The 16,770-nt window shown below is 52.3% G+C and carries 16 protein-coding genes; 5 read left to right on the top strand and 11 right to left on the bottom strand.

Annotated features, from left to right (window positions below):
• Positions 1-112 precede the first annotated feature (112 nt).
• The 10 genes from EE896_RS21945 to EE896_RS21900 form a co-directional block, all read right to left on the bottom strand.
• On the bottom strand, positions 113-2,908 hold the full coding sequence (locus EE896_RS21945) for a class I SAM-dependent DNA methyltransferase (RefSeq protein ID WP_140916541.1): 2,796 nt from the start codon (positions 2,906-2,908) through the stop codon (positions 113-115).
• Positions 2,905-3,813, bottom strand: coding sequence for a recombination-associated protein RdgC (gene rdgC / locus EE896_RS21940; protein ID WP_140916542.1), 909 nt, complete (start codon positions 3,811-3,813; stop codon positions 2,905-2,907). Before rdgC ends, EE896_RS21945 begins: the two co-directional genes overlap by 4 nt.
• Before the next feature lie 64 nt (positions 3,814-3,877).
• The gene (locus tag EE896_RS21935; protein ID WP_140916543.1) at positions 3,878-4,486 is read right to left on the bottom strand and encodes a baseplate protein; all 609 of its coding nucleotides are present in this window, start codon (positions 4,484-4,486) and stop codon (positions 3,878-3,880) included.
• Positions 4,483-5,472, bottom strand: a complete 990-nt coding sequence (locus tag EE896_RS21930) for a tail length tape measure protein (protein WP_140916544.1) — start codon at positions 5,470-5,472, stop codon at positions 4,483-4,485. The genes EE896_RS21935 and EE896_RS21930 overlap by 4 nt, the downstream gene beginning before the upstream one ends.
• Positions 5,472-6,242: a baseplate gene (locus tag EE896_RS21925; RefSeq protein WP_140916545.1), complete on the bottom strand. Its 771-nt coding sequence runs from the start codon at positions 6,240-6,242 to the stop codon at positions 5,472-5,474. Before EE896_RS21925 ends, EE896_RS21930 begins: the two co-directional genes overlap by 1 nt.
• Entirely contained in the window at positions 6,239-7,024 is a 786-nt protein-coding gene (locus tag EE896_RS21920; protein ID WP_140916546.1) for a phage tail protein, read from the bottom strand. Before EE896_RS21920 ends, EE896_RS21925 begins: the two co-directional genes overlap by 4 nt.
• Entirely contained in the window at positions 7,024-8,241 is a 1,218-nt protein-coding gene (locus EE896_RS21915; RefSeq protein ID WP_140916547.1) for a phage tail protein, read from the bottom strand. Before EE896_RS21915 ends, EE896_RS21920 begins: the two co-directional genes overlap by 1 nt.
• On the bottom strand, positions 8,234-8,566 hold the full coding sequence (locus EE896_RS21910; protein ID WP_008927056.1) for a hypothetical protein: 333 nt from the start codon (positions 8,564-8,566) through the stop codon (positions 8,234-8,236). Before EE896_RS21910 ends, EE896_RS21915 begins: the two co-directional genes overlap by 8 nt.
• A complete protein-coding gene (locus EE896_RS21905) occupies positions 8,563-9,216 on the bottom strand; it encodes a maturation control protein (protein ID WP_140916548.1) in 654 nt (217 codons plus the stop codon). The genes EE896_RS21910 and EE896_RS21905 overlap by 4 nt, the downstream gene beginning before the upstream one ends.
• Positions 9,217-9,401: 185 nt before the next feature.
• A complete protein-coding gene (locus EE896_RS21900; protein ID WP_372828728.1) occupies positions 9,402-9,920 on the bottom strand; it encodes a Ref family recombination enhancement nuclease in 519 nt (172 codons plus the stop codon).
• A gap of 513 nt (positions 9,921-10,433) precedes the next feature.
• On the opposite strand from EE896_RS21900, the gene EE896_RS21895 reads away from it, so the two are divergent.
• The 5 genes from EE896_RS21895 (at position 10,434) to EE896_RS21875 (ending at position 15,894) form a co-directional block, all read left to right on the top strand.
• The gene (locus EE896_RS21895; protein ID WP_122889998.1) at positions 10,434-11,318 is read left to right on the top strand and encodes a RepB family plasmid replication initiator protein; all 885 of its coding nucleotides are present in this window, start codon (positions 10,434-10,436) and stop codon (positions 11,316-11,318) included.
• A gap of 1,862 nt (positions 11,319-13,180) precedes the next feature.
• On the top strand, positions 13,181-13,621 hold the full coding sequence (locus EE896_RS21890; protein ID WP_140916586.1) for a LexA family protein: 441 nt from the start codon (positions 13,181-13,183) through the stop codon (positions 13,619-13,621).
• Positions 13,605-14,870, top strand: a complete 1,266-nt coding sequence (gene umuC, locus EE896_RS21885) for a translesion error-prone DNA polymerase V subunit UmuC (protein ID WP_122889994.1) — start codon at positions 13,605-13,607, stop codon at positions 14,868-14,870. Before EE896_RS21890 ends, umuC begins: the two co-directional genes overlap by 17 nt.
• Before the next feature lie 500 nt (positions 14,871-15,370).
• Positions 15,371-15,547, top strand: a complete 177-nt coding sequence (locus EE896_RS21880; protein ID WP_153574590.1) for a hypothetical protein — start codon at positions 15,371-15,373, stop codon at positions 15,545-15,547.
• A gap of 41 nt (positions 15,548-15,588) precedes the next feature.
• Complete coding sequence (locus tag EE896_RS21875; protein WP_238343258.1) at positions 15,589-15,894, top strand: hypothetical protein; 306 nt, start codon at positions 15,589-15,591, stop codon at positions 15,892-15,894.
• A 66-nt stretch (positions 15,895-15,960) separates the two neighbouring features.
• Here EE896_RS21875 and EE896_RS22485 read toward each other — a convergent pair whose 3' ends face one another.
• Entirely contained in the window at positions 15,961-16,770 is an 810-nt protein-coding gene (locus EE896_RS22485; RefSeq protein ID WP_140916550.1) for a DUF6602 domain-containing protein, read from the bottom strand.

Here is a 16,770-nt window from a genome sequence, read left to right as displayed (position 1 = left end):
ACCGTTCCATTGGTCATCAATAATACTCCATTAAAAATTGGCATCAAAAATACGCGCTCTGCTGATAGTCTAGCAAAGACAAAAAACCCGCATAAAGCGGGTTGGGTTCGTTTCAGAGAGCGGCAATTATGTCGTTGACCGTTTTGCGCGTCTCACTTTTGCAGGACACAGATCGGCGTGTGGCCAGCGGGGCGATTCTGAAGCCGTTGCTGATGTACAGATGCAGAATGGCAGGTGCGCTGCTGTTTGTGATAACCACCTTAGCCCCACGCTCCCGCGCTGCCACCAGGCACTCCACCAGCCGCACCTGATCCGCGAACGTGAATGAGGTGCCGCTGTAGGCCGTAAATCCGGCTTCGTCCGGCAGAGGCTCATACGGTGGATCACAAAACACTACGTCACCTTCACCCGCCTGCGCGATCACATCCTCAAACCCGGCACACATAAACGTCATTTCTTTCTGCATGGCGGTGAAGTGCGCCAGCTGGTCTACAGGGAAGTAGTTCGCCTCACCCTTTTTATTCCAGCCCACGTTAAACAGGCCTTTTTGATTGTACCGGCACAGCCCATTAAAGCTGGTGCGCATCAGCGCCAAAAATAACGCCGCATGACGCACAGCGTGCGCCCCACGCCCGTTAAACTCGTCCCGAATATCGAGATACGCCTCATTAGACAGACAGCCTCGCTCCAGCTGGTAGGCCGTCTTAATTACGGCATCAGGATTACCCTGCAGCTGATTGAAGAGATTAATAAGGTCCGGGTTAACGTCGCCCAGCAGGTTGCGCTTAAAGCCTGCGTTGATAAAGACCGTACCGCTGCCGACGAAAGGCTCAATGAGACGATCACCGGTAGGAAGCATCGCCCTGATTTCATCCAGTACAGAGTGTTTGCCACCCGCCCATTTCAGGAATGAGCGGGGGTATTTGTCGTCCGCAATCCTGCGCGCCGGCGCACGCTTTTTCTTTGCCGCTGGTGGAGCGGGGAGGGCTGCTGGCTGAGGCTCAGTTTCGCCAGTCACCACCATGATCTGATTAGCTATGCGGTTGCCAATCCAGCGCATAACCGGCACGGGCATGGAGTTCCCGATCGCTTTGTAGCGAGGACCATCAGCCGCCAGCCGGTGTGCCTCTTCTTCTGGCATGTCGGGGTGTGTCAGGCGAAGGTATGCAATCTCATCAGCGGCAAGGGTGTTGCGCTTCTTTTCGGGGATCAGGGTCCAGCCATCCGGAAAGCCCTGAAGACGCTCACACTCTTTAGGCGTCAGGCGACGCACTTCGCACTGGCTGACTACGGATGGATAGCCCTGACCGGGTTTACCTCCACCCGCTGACAGCGCGCCGGTGATCTGGCCATCACCGTTAAACAACCGGAGCTCGCCACGGGTGTTCTCGGCAAAAGCGGCATGCTCAACACATCGGGCAACACACGGCGCAGCGTCACCTTTCCCCGTTTCCCCCGATTCAGCGCTCAGCGCATGGCAAACGTCAGCCATGTCACCGCGGCCATTACGCGCTATGCGAGTCTGGAAGCCGTAGGCCACTGCTGGTGGTGCGCCAGCATTAGCATGGCTTTCAGCATGCCCGCCTGCTCGTAAAGTTGGAGATATGCCCTCTACCACATCCTGCCCGTAGTCTTTGGAAGAGAACGCCAATATGACATTCTCCTGCCCTTGATTGCATCCGATGGTAGGAGCCAAATTATTTAGTAGGTTTGGATCCTGTGTGCCATGAATAACGCGCACTGCACTACTTTCATGGTCAGCGCCAGATTTAGCCCTTAATGCTGAAATCCCTTCAGCAAATGAGCCATGTCCATTAGAAGAGAAAGCCACGACAGGCGTACCACGCCCAGTACCATCTTCTGACGCATCATACCCTTCTGCTGTAAGGGTGTGGCTTACCTCGCCAGTAGCGCTCTGCACTGCAAACGTCTCAACGTCAAAATCATTGCGCTGGCCTTTGGCTGTCAGGCACGCTGCTACATCCAGCGCCCCGGAGCAATTGCCACCACCAAACGCAGAAATTAAATGACCGGCTGCGGCATGGGAGAAATCAGGGCCACCGACTCCAGTCCCACATGCAGTAAGAGGGCCAGCAACTGTCAAACCGCCGTTAAGTTCGAAGTCTCCAAGCCCGCCACCTGCTGAAGCGCGTGAAGTAACAGTTCCGGTAGTTTCCTCTGGCGATTTTCGGCTCGGCGGAGAATCCCGGCGCACGCCGTCGAACTCAAGAAGTACTTCTGCGGGATCAAAGTCGTTTCGAGCACTTGAGACAACGAACACACGGCGGCGGCGTTGGGCCACTCCGAAGTATTGGGCATCAAGCAGTCGCCAGGCGAGTTTGCGCTGTCTTCCAATAACACAACCAGACTTTGGCCACTTTGCCACGTGCTTACCGGCGCTTTTTTTCCAGCGCCAGCCGGGTCCGCTTTTACCTGGTTCAGGTTGTGGACCTGGTTCGAACGCTTCATTTTCTCCAGCCATACCGGCAAGGAAGTATCCAAACGCGTTGTCTTCGGTGCTGAGACTTCCCGGCACGTTTTCCCACAGGTGGACGGCTGGTGGTTCGCCGTTTGAAGCTCTTTTTTCGTCAATGGCATTCGCTAAATCTACATAGGCAAGGGTGAGTTGACCGCGTGGGTCATCAAGGCTTTTACGGAGTCCGGCGATAGAAAACGCCTGGCACGGGGTGCCGCCCACCATCACGGCGGGGGCAGGGATGGAGCCAGCGCGAACGCCGGCGGCAATCTTTGTCATATCGCCCAGGTTAGGGACGGCGGGATAGTGGTGCGCCAGTACGGCCGCGGGAAACTTTTCAATCTCTGCGAACCATGCCGCTTTCCATCCCAGCCCTTCCCACGCCACGCTGGCCGCTTCTATGCCCGAACAAACTGAGCCATAGGTGATCATCGCTTCGCCTCGCCGCCCAGCGCTTCCACCAGCCCGGAGAAGAAGCTGGAGAACTCGGACGCAAAGAGTATGAAATCAGCCAGCATGCGTGCGCGCTGATCCTCGCGGTCGATATCATCATTCTGCTGGGTAAGCATGTCAGCGTACTTAATGCCCTTAATGCTCAGGTCATCAGATACGCGGCATAAAATGCGCTCCTGCCAGTCCAGGCTAAGCTGCGTGACCAATTTCCCGGCTTCAATGTGCGTGCGCACTTCATCGCTCAGTAAATCCTGTTTTTTGCAGCGGATTTTGCCGCCATCTTCCAGAATTGCCGCCAGCTCGGCCTCATCGCCCAGCGCAAAACCGGCAGGCAGTTCTGCGGCGCGAAGCCATTCAGTCAGCGTCAGTTCAATGGGATCAGCGGTCATCATTGGAATAACCGGCAGGGAGCCGATTGTTTTGCGCAGCAGAGCCAGCATGTCCTCAGCGGCTTTCGCGCTGGCCGCGTCAACATAGATACGGCTGTTAACGCTGTCGATCCAGATATAGGACTGGGAACGGCGCGAGAAAGCACGCGGAAGAAGCACACACAGCGCCTCATCTCTCAGGCTTACCCTTTCGTTGCGGCGCACCTTGCGCGACTGATCGCGCTCCATTTTCTCCACTTTCTCGGCAACGTAATCGTTGAGCGTGGACACGGGCATAATTTTGCTTTCGGTCTGACAGCACAGCAGGTACTGACCGTTCTCAGCCAATAGCAGGCCGTCTGACGTTACGTTGATCCAGCCTGATTTAGCCATGTCCTGTGCAGCACAGGGAGAAAACGCCATCGTCTGCAGCTGCTGCTCCAGTTCCTCTGCATCGAGCGGAAGATCCCGGTTCAGGCTGTAGACCATGACGTTTTTAAAGAAGGGTGATTTCATTCAGGAATGTCTCAACTAAAAGAGTTATGACATTCTAAATAATATTTTATATTTAAGATAACCTTTACTGACTGAACGCGAATTGTGGTGCGGTTGCGCTGAATGGTCCGCCAGACTGGAACACAATTTTTCCGCCAACTTTGATAGTCAGGTTGCCGCCGACGTCGATCACCAGATTCCCCGGCCCCAGCAGGTAAATATCCCCGCTTTCGTTCATACCGACACGCGAACCGCTGGCAGTGTTGGCTATCTCATACCCGCCACCAGCAGACCGGATCTCCAGCAGATTATTGCGGTGCGACACAAAATCCGTGGTCGGACTCAGGGAAGGGCGCGCAGGCGCACCGTCAACGGCTGGTGGCTCATACCCGCCACCCTGTCCGGAGGCTTCAGGCGCGACGCTTGGGACGCCGCCCGGTGCCGACTGCGCTGCGCCGGTGATCAGCGGGCGCCGCGTATCCGGTTTCCCGCGGCCGTCTTTGTAAGGGAACTCCACCCATACCTGATCACCCACGATGCAGGGTACAAACGTGTTGCCGATTGGAAGCTGATATTCCGCCCAGGGCAGGGTATCCGCGTCCACGTCCTCCCACTGCGGAGTAAGGCGGATTTGCGCCCGCATGTGTCCCTGCGGGTCTTTTGTGGCCGTGATAATGGCGCGTTGCTTACTCACTGATTGGGTACTCCTAAAATCATGCGCGTGGTGTAGCCAATCCGATCCTCATGGTGAATGACCGCAACGGCGATAAAGTTTTTAGGCAAGGTTTCGTCTACCTGGTTTTCCGCGTCATAGCGATGGACCTGCACACCAATAACCATGCCTGCTGTCAAGTCCGCGTTGCCGCTGACTTCAATATCCAGCTTGGAAATAAGCACCCTCGCCATGTTGGTCAGCGTGGCTACATCGGCGTCAGAAATGTACTTAACCGGCTTGGTCTTATCGCCCACGGCCACGTAACCCTCTGTCATGGAGTAGCCGACATACTGATAATCGCGGCTGCTGGTGGCGGCGGCGTCCTGGTTGATATTGCTCATCTTGCTGATCGTGTATTCGGCCTGCGGGTTGTTGGCCTCATAGACAAACGCCGCCTTTGAGCCGATCAGCTTTGCCATGTCCTTCATGCAGAACTTCCCGCGAGCGCACCAGACCAGCGCGCCGTGATCGTCAGCAATCTGGCGCAGGACGCCGGACGGCTTCTCGCCCATATTCAGGTGATAGGTCATCGCTTTGCGGAATGCGTCAGCCTCAATCGTCATTTTGCCTGCGAACTCCGCCATGACGTCACCTGGCTGGCGGTCGGCATACAGGCGAACGCGTGCTGATGGGGTTTTAAGACGCTTCAAATCCGCTGATACGGCGATGATCCGCACCACGTCACCGCTGGCGGGCGCCGATGTCACGAAAAACGTCTCGGAATACGCGCCGCGCTGCCCGGTCGGGTCGCCCAGCTCTGCCACCAGCACAGCGCCAAACCGTGCGCCCATTTCATCCACCAGCTTTCCGGCAGGATCGTGTGCTTCCAGGACCAGCAGCGGCGCAGTCAGCGACGTCTTCTCGATGTAAATCACGGACGTTATCCAGCTGCGCGGCATTTCAGCGCCATTGAGCAGGACCGACTGCAGGAAGTACTGCATAGGCTTATTCTGCTGATCAGCCATCAGTTGCCCCCCGGTGCCAGCTGGGTGTCATAGCGAACGTTGCGGGCATTAACCTCATGCGCGGTCAGCACATCAACCATGACAATCAGCGACGCCTGACAGGCGTAAATCCGATCCTGCGTGAAAGGGGGCGACATATCGCTGAACATGATGGTTTTGGCATCCTGAATGCTGCAGTTGAGTTCTACAGGCCAGTGGACCAGCTTTTCCTGCGCGGTGAAGTTAGTGGTGAGCCGGGAGCGGAAGTTAGCGGCCAGCGTGTTGCACATCAGCGACAGCGTATCTTTGTCACTGGCAATCAGCGTGATGGAGTAATTAAGCGAGGCCTGTGTCGCTTCAACCTCGGCAAGCGGCATATTGCCCTGTGACGGGTCGGTAATGTCGCCGTAATCGCGGTCTATCTCCTGATCGTTGTTGTCGTAGGTGATATCAAACCCGCGTGACAGGTTAATCAGCGGCAGGGCGTCACGGTTAAGATCCGGCATTTCCGACGGTTTCACGCTGTGACGTCCGGCGCCCGCCTGGCGAACGGCGCGCAGGAAGTCCATGACGTCATCAAACTTGCCGACGAATACGCGATCTTCCGGCTTTCGCGCCAGGAATGAGGCAAAGCGCTGCTCATGCTGGCGCGGCCCGGTCATTACGGCGCTTCTGAATACGTCATTCAGCGCCTTTGCAACGGCGGCATCGGCGCCGGTAAAGCCGGTACTCTCCACTTTGCCGGTGCGTGTTTTCACCCACTCGCGGGTGCGGGAAAGTATCTGATTCATTCGATACGTCCGTTGCTGGTGGTGTCAAAATTGCGTGCAGGGATGCAGTAGTAAAGCGATCCGACATTCTGCGTACCGAAGCCGTAAATGCGGTGAACGTACCACCAGCGGCGCGCCAGGTTGCCGCTGGCCATCTCTTCATTCCACTCAAGAATTGAGCCAACCGGCACACCTTCAGCGGCAATGCGCAGGATCTGCACGTCGTCAGTCAATCCGTCCTGTTCGCCATCGGCATCGAGCACCTGGAAACTTTCGCGCTCGTCCGGACAATCCAGCACCGTGACAATGACCGGATCAGCATCTTCATAGCTCAGGTGACGCTGGTTGTTGTTGAGCTCGGTAAACGACGGCTGTTCAAAGCCCGTTTCATCGTCCACCTCGCCAACGTCGCGCATGTCCGGCAGGTATAGAAGCGCCTGAAAAGCGCTGTAATCGCTCTCAATCGCTTTAATCCAGTCGCGGCGGACCATGTTGTTAAACGAGGCGTGGCCTTTGTAGCGCGGCTTTAGCGCCGTGCTCTGTTCGCGTGCCGCGAGGGTGTCCGGGAGCGGGGCGCTCAGCGGGTCATGATTCTCACTGCTATTGCTGTTAGCGTCATCAGGACCGCCAGCGGTATCGCCATCGGGTGACGTGGCGGCGGTCGGCGCGGCGGCGTCCAGATCGATAACAGCGCTGCTGCTATCCGGCGTATCGACGGCGGAAGAGGGTTGCTCTGTTTCACTGCTGGTGGCCTCGTTGATCGTTGGTGGATTGTCGGCCAAAAATTCGTCGTACCGTCCCATTACTGATTACCTGCTTTTGTCTGGTTTTTTGCGTATTCAATAAACATCTTCTCGGCCTGGGCGCGGGGCGTGCCGCTCAGCACCAGGGCGTCAATGAACGTCTGGCGCTGGATCTTCGCCTGGTCTGCCAGCTGCTGACGCAGAAGGGCGTTTTTGGCCTTTTCGTCCGCCAGCTCCGCCTGCTTCTTCGCGGCGCGGGTGCGCTGCGCTGCGGTCAGCTTCTTGGCACGGGTCAGCTGGCCGCGCAGTTTGTCGATCCGCCCGTCGTCGTTGTTCAGGCGCTTCGCCAGCGCGCCCATGCGCTTCTGATACTTCTCATGCTCACGCTTAACAGCGGCGACGTTCGTCTGTGAACTGCGGTTGCGGTTGAATTTCGCTTTGTCAGCGTCAGTGAAGTGCTCAGTGGTTTTGCGCGGATCGTCGCCATAGGCGTTGTTACTGGCGCTTTTATGCAGTGCCTGGCCGATGCGCACCTGCCATGAGGCGGATTGCAGACGGGTGAAGGCATGAATGACGTGCTTACAGGCGACGCCTTTCAGGTTCGGGTTTTTCTCTTTGGGGTAGGCGTACTCTTTTGGCGGGGCAAGGGCGAAGTTGCCTGCCGTGGCGATGTAGCGATACCAGTACTGGTGACGGCCACAATCGCAATCAAAAGAGACGCGGCCAGCGCAGAGTCGCTTGGCAATTTTGGCTGCGCTGTCTTTGGCATCGGTGATTTCCTCTATCAGCTGATCCCACTCTTCAAAGCGGAATTTCACACGGTGATGCTTATCGAGCGAGGCGGCGGACGCCTCCACGCTGACGGTCAGGACGTTATGTTTAAGCGTCGTGGGCGTGGCGCGCTTAATGCCGCTTCCGTCGTCTACCCGGTTGTTGGCGCGCTTAATGTCGATCTGCTGACTACCGGCCACCAGCTGCGCATACGTGATACCGGCCTGTGAAGAATTGAACTGCTGGCGGGCGTCGGCGCGATTTGCTTCAAACCCTTTCAGATCCTCTTTCGTGAAGAACGTGCCGGACTTCTTTTTGCCCAGGGCAATAATGTCGTCCAGCGCCTTGTTCTTCAGGGTCAGCGGGTTGAGCGTGCGCCGCGCTATGCGCCGGGATTTACGGCGGTCTTTATCAATCTGGTCAAAGACGCGGGAGAACTCTTTGGAGGAAAGGCCTGCCGTGTCGTAGCGCCCGGACCGGGTGCGGGCAAACGGAGTATCAGCCACTGATTAACTCCGGCTTGCCACCAGCAAAGTCGCGTATGCGTCCGCGCAGCCATGCCATATCCGGTAAAGAAAGCGTCTGGCCTGCTGGCAGCGGCTCCATTTCTGACTCTATTCCGCATAACAGACGGAACACCCAGCGCAGATCGTCATTACCTTCATAGGCGCGGTATGCCGCCAGGTCAGCGCGGAATATCTCGTCGAGACGGATGGTGTAGTCGCGGTTGTCTTCGTGGAATGAGGCGGATCGCTTGATCACTTCCTGATGGAAGAGGCTGCGTAGCACCACGTCACTGATCGAGCGATCGTCGAGGCGGTTATAACTCACAGGATACGTTCCTCGTCACTGATTCGCTTGCCGGTCAGCGACTCCGGCACGGCTTCAACGGCTTTGATTTTTTCATAGCCGATGATGCGTTTAAGCGAGTCCATTAGAGACGGCTCCGGCTCTGCGGTTGCGGCGGTCATGGCGTTGATATAATCCGCCGACGCCACGTTGTTGTAACCCACGGCGAAGCAGCACAGGATGGTCAGCACCTGCTCCGGGCGAATCTCGCGCCAGTTGATCCGGTAGACCTCTTCACCGCTGGCGTTGTACTCCACCTCAACGATGGAGTCGGGAATCTCAAATGCGCCCTTGTTCTCTGCTGGCAGCGCAATGTTGTCCTGTAGCAGGAGCTCGTTGTAACGCTCGATGCCAATTAGCACCGCTGCGCGCCCGTCGCTTCCCCGCGTTTTGAGTGAGATATGGTTGCCGCCGACTTCGTTGGCCACTTTGCCGGTGGCTTCATCCACCAGCACCTTAAAGCCCTGTTTGCGCAGTGCTTCAACGTAAGGGGCGAGTTTGGCCAGCTGCTTTCGCATGCCCTTTGGCAGCGTCTGCGGCTTTGACATAACGAGCGTGTGCTCTTCGTAAATGGCGGTGATCGCCATCGGCAGATTGGTTGAAAGGCTGATTACTGCGATTTTCTGTTTCACATCTGTACCCCTGAAAAGGCGAAAGGCCGCATATAGCGGCCTCTCTGGCTTTTAACGTTCCCAACCGCGCGTTGCAGATTAGGTAAGTTGTCAAAAATTCCATCAGGGAACCGCTAACAGCTTGGGGCGACTGTAAGCGGTTTGTAATTTGCATAGTTACGGGTCAAGCGAAAAATAAAAATAAATTACAGGGTTGGTAGTAAGTGCGTTATGCCCGCAAGCGCATAGGCTTTGATCATCAATTCCTGTTCAGTGCCGTTATGCCGGGAGAACTCAGCCTTGCCGCCCGTAATGCCGTCCGCATGTACCGGTACCAGCCAGGGGAACTCTGCGCGAATCTTTGCCGGTGCAGCGTGCTGGTGGTGCGGATCGCAAAGGGGAAGTTGCAGCAGATGTGCGCCGGGTTTAGTCCGGCCCTCGATGTGATGCAGGCTGATTAGTAACGATTCTTTACCGTGTTGCATGCAAGCAATGCAGGGCAGTTTCCCCAGTGCATCCATAACAACGCGTTCGGCTGCAGTCGGTGTGCGCCCTTTAAGGCCTCTTCCGGACGCGCTGGCGCGTGTTTGCCGCTTCGCTGCCACTGGTGCTGGCTTTTTGTCTTTCAGGCGCTCAGAGACGCTTACAGCGCGTTTTACTGCTTTAGCTTTTTGCTCTGCAATCCAGTTAGGGGAATTACGTTTTTCAATCTGCCTGGCAAGCATCCTGCTATTGCTGGCTTTCTGCTTTGCGTACTGCTGCTGCCGAAACTCCGGGTCTGCCAGTTTTGCTGCGTGTTTTTCTCGCTGGCGCTGCTGTGCTCTTGCCTGTTTTTCCCGTGCGGCCTGAAAATCTGTGCTTTCCATGATTTAACCAATTCTAAAATATTTTTTAGATTGTTGATCACCTCGCGGAATCTGTAAAGCAATCCGTAATTGTCCACTGGTTATGGCACTTAGTTAATCATCACGGCAGGTTATCCACTTATCCACTGGATAGATCATATAAATCGATCATATAGAGATCATAAATAGATCCTAAGAGATCACCTTGCTTTCAACTTGCTGAATTAAATAGTAAAAAGTGGGTTTTACATTAGTCTATTCATGGTAGAAGTTAGTCTATTCATGTTGAGTGTTAGTCTGTTCATGGTAATTGTTAGTTTATTCATGGTAGGGTGTTAGTCTATTCATGGTGGCGGTCATAAATATTCACATTACTACGTTCAGGCGATATCAATGGAAAATGGTAATCAAATCAAGACAATAAGTGATGCCTTGTCATTTGTTGGTGGTGAAGAAGGGAAGACTTATACACTGACACCAACGGCTAACAGAACCGTTCAGCCAATAGCATTGATGCGCTTGGGAGTCTTTGTCCCATCGGCCAAAAATAAGCCCACTACAGGACGTGGTAACTCAACTATTGATGCCTCAGAAGACTTGCGCGAGCTAGAGATAGCAAAAGCAGAGGGTTACACAAATATTACTATTCGTGGCAGTCGCCTCGATATGAGTACGGATTTCAAGACTTGGATAGGTGCTATCCGGGCGTTCTCTAAGTATGGCGATCACTCCAACAGGATAGAGTTGCCTTTCACTGAATTTGCCAAACTTACCGGGATTGCCGTAGACGATATCAACCAGCGTTCACGCGATCGTTTTTTTGCGTCGCTTAATCGCATCGCATCCATTGTTGTTTCCTTCAAGAACAAAGATGGCAGTAAAGCTACGATCACCCACTTGCTTCAAAGCGCAACGTTCGACATTGAGAAAGACATTATCTCGCTTGAGGGTGACTCCAGGCTATGGGAGCTGTACGCATTCGATCATAAAGTCTTATTGCAGCTAAAAGCTATACAGGCACTACCACGCAAGGAATCAGCCCAAGCGCTCTATGTATATATTGAGAGTATGCCTAACGGATTCATACAGATATCACTGGAGCGATTGCGGGAGCGACTTAATCTGACGTCCAGCGTTAGTGCTCAAAATTTAGCGGTAAGAAACGCTATGAAGGAGCTACAGAAGATAGGCTATCTGACCTACTCAGAAGTGAAGAAAGATGGGGTAGTGTACTTCCAGATCCATTCGCGTCGCCCAGAGCTGTTACCTGTCGAATGACGTTAGGTGATTCATGGTGAACGTTAGGTGAAAACCGGTGACGTGCGCATAACGTTAGGTGATTCATGGACGGCATTAGTCTATTCATGGTAAATGTTAGAAAATAGCTGCAATTTTAGGCGTCATGCGGGCGAAATGACCAGCACACCATGAATAGACTAACGTTAAGTATTCGCTGGTGGTGAGAACCATGAATAGACTAATGCATGCCATGAATAGACTAACATCCATGCCATATCTGGTTTGATTTAACTGCTGCTGCCCGTCACGAAACCAGCAATGTTTACCGCGCACTTTTATCCCGACCACCAGCATAAAAAAAGCCGCCCGAAGGCGGCTTACTGTCAGTTGCTGTGGATGACTGTCACCGGCACGTAGATGTTGGTATTGATGTTCATACCCTCACCTCCGGTTGGGTGCAGTAATGCCAACAGCAATGACACAACAATAACGTTGTATCTCATGCTTGAGGCCTTACGATTTGACCTGTAGCGTTCGGGGCGCCGCGCAAGAGAATGAGAACTTCTGCTTGTGCTCGGTCTTCATTGTTAACAGGGCATGCAAGGTTCCGATTGGCTGAGAAACCACCTTGCCGCATTATTTAACGTTGAAAAAATATACTCTTTACAACGTCTTCGAACACTAGTTTTTACTCTTTCTCGCGCTGAGAAAGTTTTGAAAAAACTGAATTTCCTGAAACCACGTTTTATTGAAACTCACTTTTTTGCAAAAGTGAGCGAAAATTTTTCGTCGCTCACAAGTTGCAACCACAATCGCAAACCGTATACTGGCTTTGAGAGCTTCTGCTTGTGTTTGCTGATTCAAGCAAATCTGCAGTGGTAAAAATCGCCTGAGAACGATTTTTGCCTTTCTGGAGAAGTGCCTGAGAACACCTTTCTGGATTCAACTAAGCCGCCTACGGGCGGTTTTTTTGTATCTGAAGCAAGGATACATCAACATCAGAGCAGTTTCATTGCCTTAAAGGCAGTAACTTTTTGTATAAGCTGCTACGCAAATACTCCGAAAGTAAGCGTTTTCACGGCCTGATACATATCGTAGGTCCATTACATCACAAGCCTCAAGCGTTATTGCTTCTATAGTGAGTCTTATTACAATTTCGCAACATTTTAAGGCATTCTACCACACTGTTTAGCGTGACTCCCTATGCCTCAGAACAGTCATGTAAAGCTCCCTGACTGGCCTTTTCCACATCATTATGTTTTTTTTATCGGCTTTCAACTCTATGCGATAAATAGCTTTGCGTCCCATGCGCGCCATTCATACTGTGCATAGATAAAATCATAAATGCAGTGGTTCTTCTCGTGCAAGCCCACCAGATATAGTGTTTTGCAAAACGCACATAGATTGAAGGGAGCAAGTCAGCAGGGCTGGGCCTTGCGGCCCAGAAAATTCTTTTGTAAATGTCGCAGGCCAGAAAAGTGACAAAATAGTCGAGAAGGAGGCCGCGCAAGCAATATAAGCATGGCTTGCGCAAGCAGAGGTAAAGCGCGGGGATAATGACGAGTTCTTAGATATTATGTTTCAGCAGAGCGAAGAGCATTGGCCTGCTATCAATAGTGTTTCCCTTCAGGTCTTTACATACCCAATTCTTTTTTAGGAACGTGATATAGCAGTCAGTGCGATTTATCCGTAACGGCTCGGCTCTACCAGCTTCCACAAAGCCTTTTGCCTTCCAGTAACCGCGCAACTTATCCAATTCGATCTGCTTCAAACCTAAGTTCATAGTGGTGAAATTAATAAAATTTTAGAATGTACTTATTCTTATATGAAATCGCCCACTGGTCAATTCCATACTTCTAATCTTATACTGTATTTTTGTACAGTGATAAGGAGGGGCTATGATGCGATTAGAAGTGATAGCAATACCGGACGAAGCCGCGCCACGACAGGCTTTTAAACAATTTCTCGAAACGGTTGCAGCAGGCTTCCCGTCTCCGGCCATTGGATATGAAGACACACCGCTGGACCTAAATGATTATTGTGTCCGGGCCAAAACGGCGACTTATTTCGTGCGATGTGAGGGTGAGTCGATGATAGGGGCCGGTATTTTTGACGGTGATTTGCTGGTGGTGGATAAATCGAAGGCAGCGGCAGACGGGCAGATCGTAATTGCCTCAGTAGACGGAGAGTTTACGGTAAAAAAGCTGCAGCTTAGGCCGGTGCCGATGCTGCTGGCCATGAATCCGCGCTATAAGCCGATCCCGATAGAACCTGATGCACTGGAAATATGGGGGGTGGTTACTTATGTGATCCACCGTACTGACAATGTTCCTGCACAGTGACGTTAACGCATTCTACGTGTCGGCGGAGCTGGCATTCAGGCCGGACCTGCACGGGCGTCCTGTCGTGGTGGCGACGAACAACGACGGCTGTATCGCGGCGCTGAACCGCGAAGCAAAGAATGTGGGCCTTAAGCGGGGCGATCCGCTGTTTAAAATCCGCGATACCATTCGGCGCTACGGCGTGGTGGTGTTCAGCAGCAACTACACGCTGTATGACGCATTCAGCAAGCGTTTCCATACGATAGTGGGTGAATACGTTCCGAACCTGGAAGCGTACTCGATTGACGAGGTTTTCGGCTCTCTGGACGGCATGGAAAAGCTGGTGGACTTCCAGACCTTCGGGGAAGAGATCAGGCGCACCGTAATCCAGCACACCACGATGAAATGCGGCATAGGGATAGCAGAGACAAAGACGCTCTGTAAGGTAGCCACGCACGCAGCAAAGACCTGGCCTAAAACAGGCGGCGTGGTGGTGCTGACCGACCCGAAACGGCGCGACAAGCTGCTATCGTTGCTCGACGTCTCCGAAACGTGGGGCGTCGGCAGAAAGATAGGGGCCAGGCTGCAGCTGATGAACATCAAAACGATGCTCGACCTTGCCCGTGCTGACACAACCATGATCCGCAAAAACTTCAACGTGATGCTGGAGCGCACCGTGCGGGAGCTGCGCGGCGAACGCTGTTTCGAGCTCGAAGAGAACCCGCCGACTAAGCAGCAGCTGGTGGTGAGCCGTTCGTTCGGCAAGCGCCTCACCAGCCTGGATGAAGTGAGTAACGCGGTTTGCTTCTTTGCCACCAGCGCCGGTGAAAAGCTGCGGCGTGAAAAGCAGTACTGCCGGAATATCACCGTATTCATTCAGACCAGCAAACACGACCCGCGCCGCCCGTATTACTCACGCGGTGCCAGCCATTCATTTACGACGGCCACACAGGATACCCGCGATCTGATTGATGCCGCCGTGCGCGGCCTCAGAGCTATCTGGCGCGACGGCTATGAGTATGCGAAGGCCGGAGTGATGCTGGGGGAGTTCTGCGGTTCAGAGCAGCAGCTGAACCTGTTTGACGAGGCTCCGCCGCGACCCGGCAGCGATAAACTGATGGCCGTGATGGACAAGCTGAACAGCTATCAGCGCGGCACGCTGTTTATTGCCGGTCAGGGCGTTAATCCGGCCTACCAGATGAAGCGGGAAATGCTCTCTCCGCGCTATCTGACGCGCTGGGAAGAGCTACCCGTCGTAAAGATGAAATAACTTGCGATAAGTTAAAAAATATCAGTAATTTAGCTTAAGTGTTATTTAAGCAGGATTAGTACCACTACTTTTAGTAGTGGCGCTGATCACTTCTTGATCGACTCTTAGAGTGTGCATACAATCAGAAAAAACCGAAAACGCATAAATTCATGAAATGCGTTAATATTTTTCTGGCTTGGAGTTGTACGGATATGACTGACACAGCAAACTTCGCTTTTGTTTTAATGACACTTTTCTTTGCAGTACTGGCGCTGGTAACTGTCACTACATTGTACAGATTGCCTGCGATGTTGCGCGCATTTGATGCCTGCATAACTAAATCAGACTCACTCAATTAACCTGCATTCGCTTTAAGTTTCTACCTGCCTGATGACCTGCTGGCTGCTCTCTGAGCCAGCAGGCTTCATTTGCCACCGCTCAAAGTGAGCATAAGATTAAATTTAAATAAATTTTAGAATGTAATAAACTCCAGCGTGGAATTAACCACTGGAATATTACACATGACCGGCACTACTAAATCCCTCAATTTGAGCCAGCCGTTTCTTATCAGCGCTTTAATCGCTGAAATCGCAAGACAATCACCTCATGCCAAAGTGAATAACGTACAGTTCGCTGCCATTGTGGATGCGGCTAACCGTGTAGTTATTGCCTTCAATCGTGATAGCGGTGATGCCTGATGACTGAACGTTGATCGCCACAGAGAACTGAGGAAGCCGCCATGATCAACGATCGTCTGACTGATAAAGAGCTGGAAATGTTCGCCGCTGAACCGCAGAACAACCTGGCATTTGCGCCAAATCACGCGCTGACGCAGATGATGGCCAGAGAGCTGTTGGCGCTGCGCCGTACCGGTTCGGAGCTGGTGGAAGTGGCAAAGGCAGGGCTGGAGTATATCGACGCGATCCCGGCTGATATCGCTGACGCATTTGACACTATGCCGGGTTTTGACCGTGACTGGGCCGAAGAAACCATAAGTGAGGTGAAACAGCAGGTGCTGATTGGTAAAAAGCGGGAACAGCTATAATATTTTAGCAGTAGCACGCTATGCGCAAAGCGTGCTACTGGTTTAGGTATTAATGTCAGCTAATAATTAACTTAAATATTCCATAATATTCATTATTACACGTTTTTGGAGAGAAAGATTTGTATATGTCAGCTGAGCAAAGTGTTTAATTGCGCGATCAAAATCTCTATCGATATTTACTGGAGTGCAAATAACGTCAGCTCCATTTGAACGAACTACAGGAGAGGCGACAGAATAATCTTCGCTATCTCTATAAAAAAGTGCATTGCCGTCTAAAGATAATACAAAGTTATGTCTAAACTTATGGGGTATAGAATTTTGGTTATAATAATCATCGATATCTTTGGCGAGGTCTGATGTATCGCCCTCAATTTTATTGCAAATCAAGAAAGTATAAGCGTGGTTCCAGTTTTGCTCCCTGTCATATATGTCGCCATTGTGACCAGCAGAGCGTAGACTAACTTCAAAACTAACCATTTTGACTTTTGCTAGTTTTACTAAAGCCTCTTTCAACTGCGACTGCTTCAAGTTAGATTTAACCTCTCCTATGCCTTTGATGCAATCAGCTGGAAAGAACTGGTTAAGGTTATCATCCTGAATTAAGGGGGTAAGCTCTTTATCATAAAGTATGATATCACATTGCGTACTTACGCTATTTTTTTGAGATACGATAAAACCTGTTGAAACAGCCGTATAACCCGGAATGAATGCTTTCAGAAAATCAGCAGTCAGATTTTCTCTATATCTTCCAAATTCAGCTGCATGAAACGTTTTTCTTTCGCTGTTAAAATACAGGTCTACTGAGTCATCTGAAAAGATACTCTTGAATCTTTTTGCCTTGTGATTAAGGATTTTATTTATTATATTTGCGCTCAT

The sequence above is a fragment of the Pantoea eucalypti genome (genome assembly GCF_009646115.1).
In the GTDB taxonomy this organism is placed as follows: domain Bacteria; phylum Pseudomonadota; class Gammaproteobacteria; order Enterobacterales; family Enterobacteriaceae; genus Pantoea; species Pantoea eucalypti.
The sequence above is the reverse complement of the archived record's forward strand: the minus strand, read 5'-3'. Positions and strand labels throughout refer to the sequence as shown.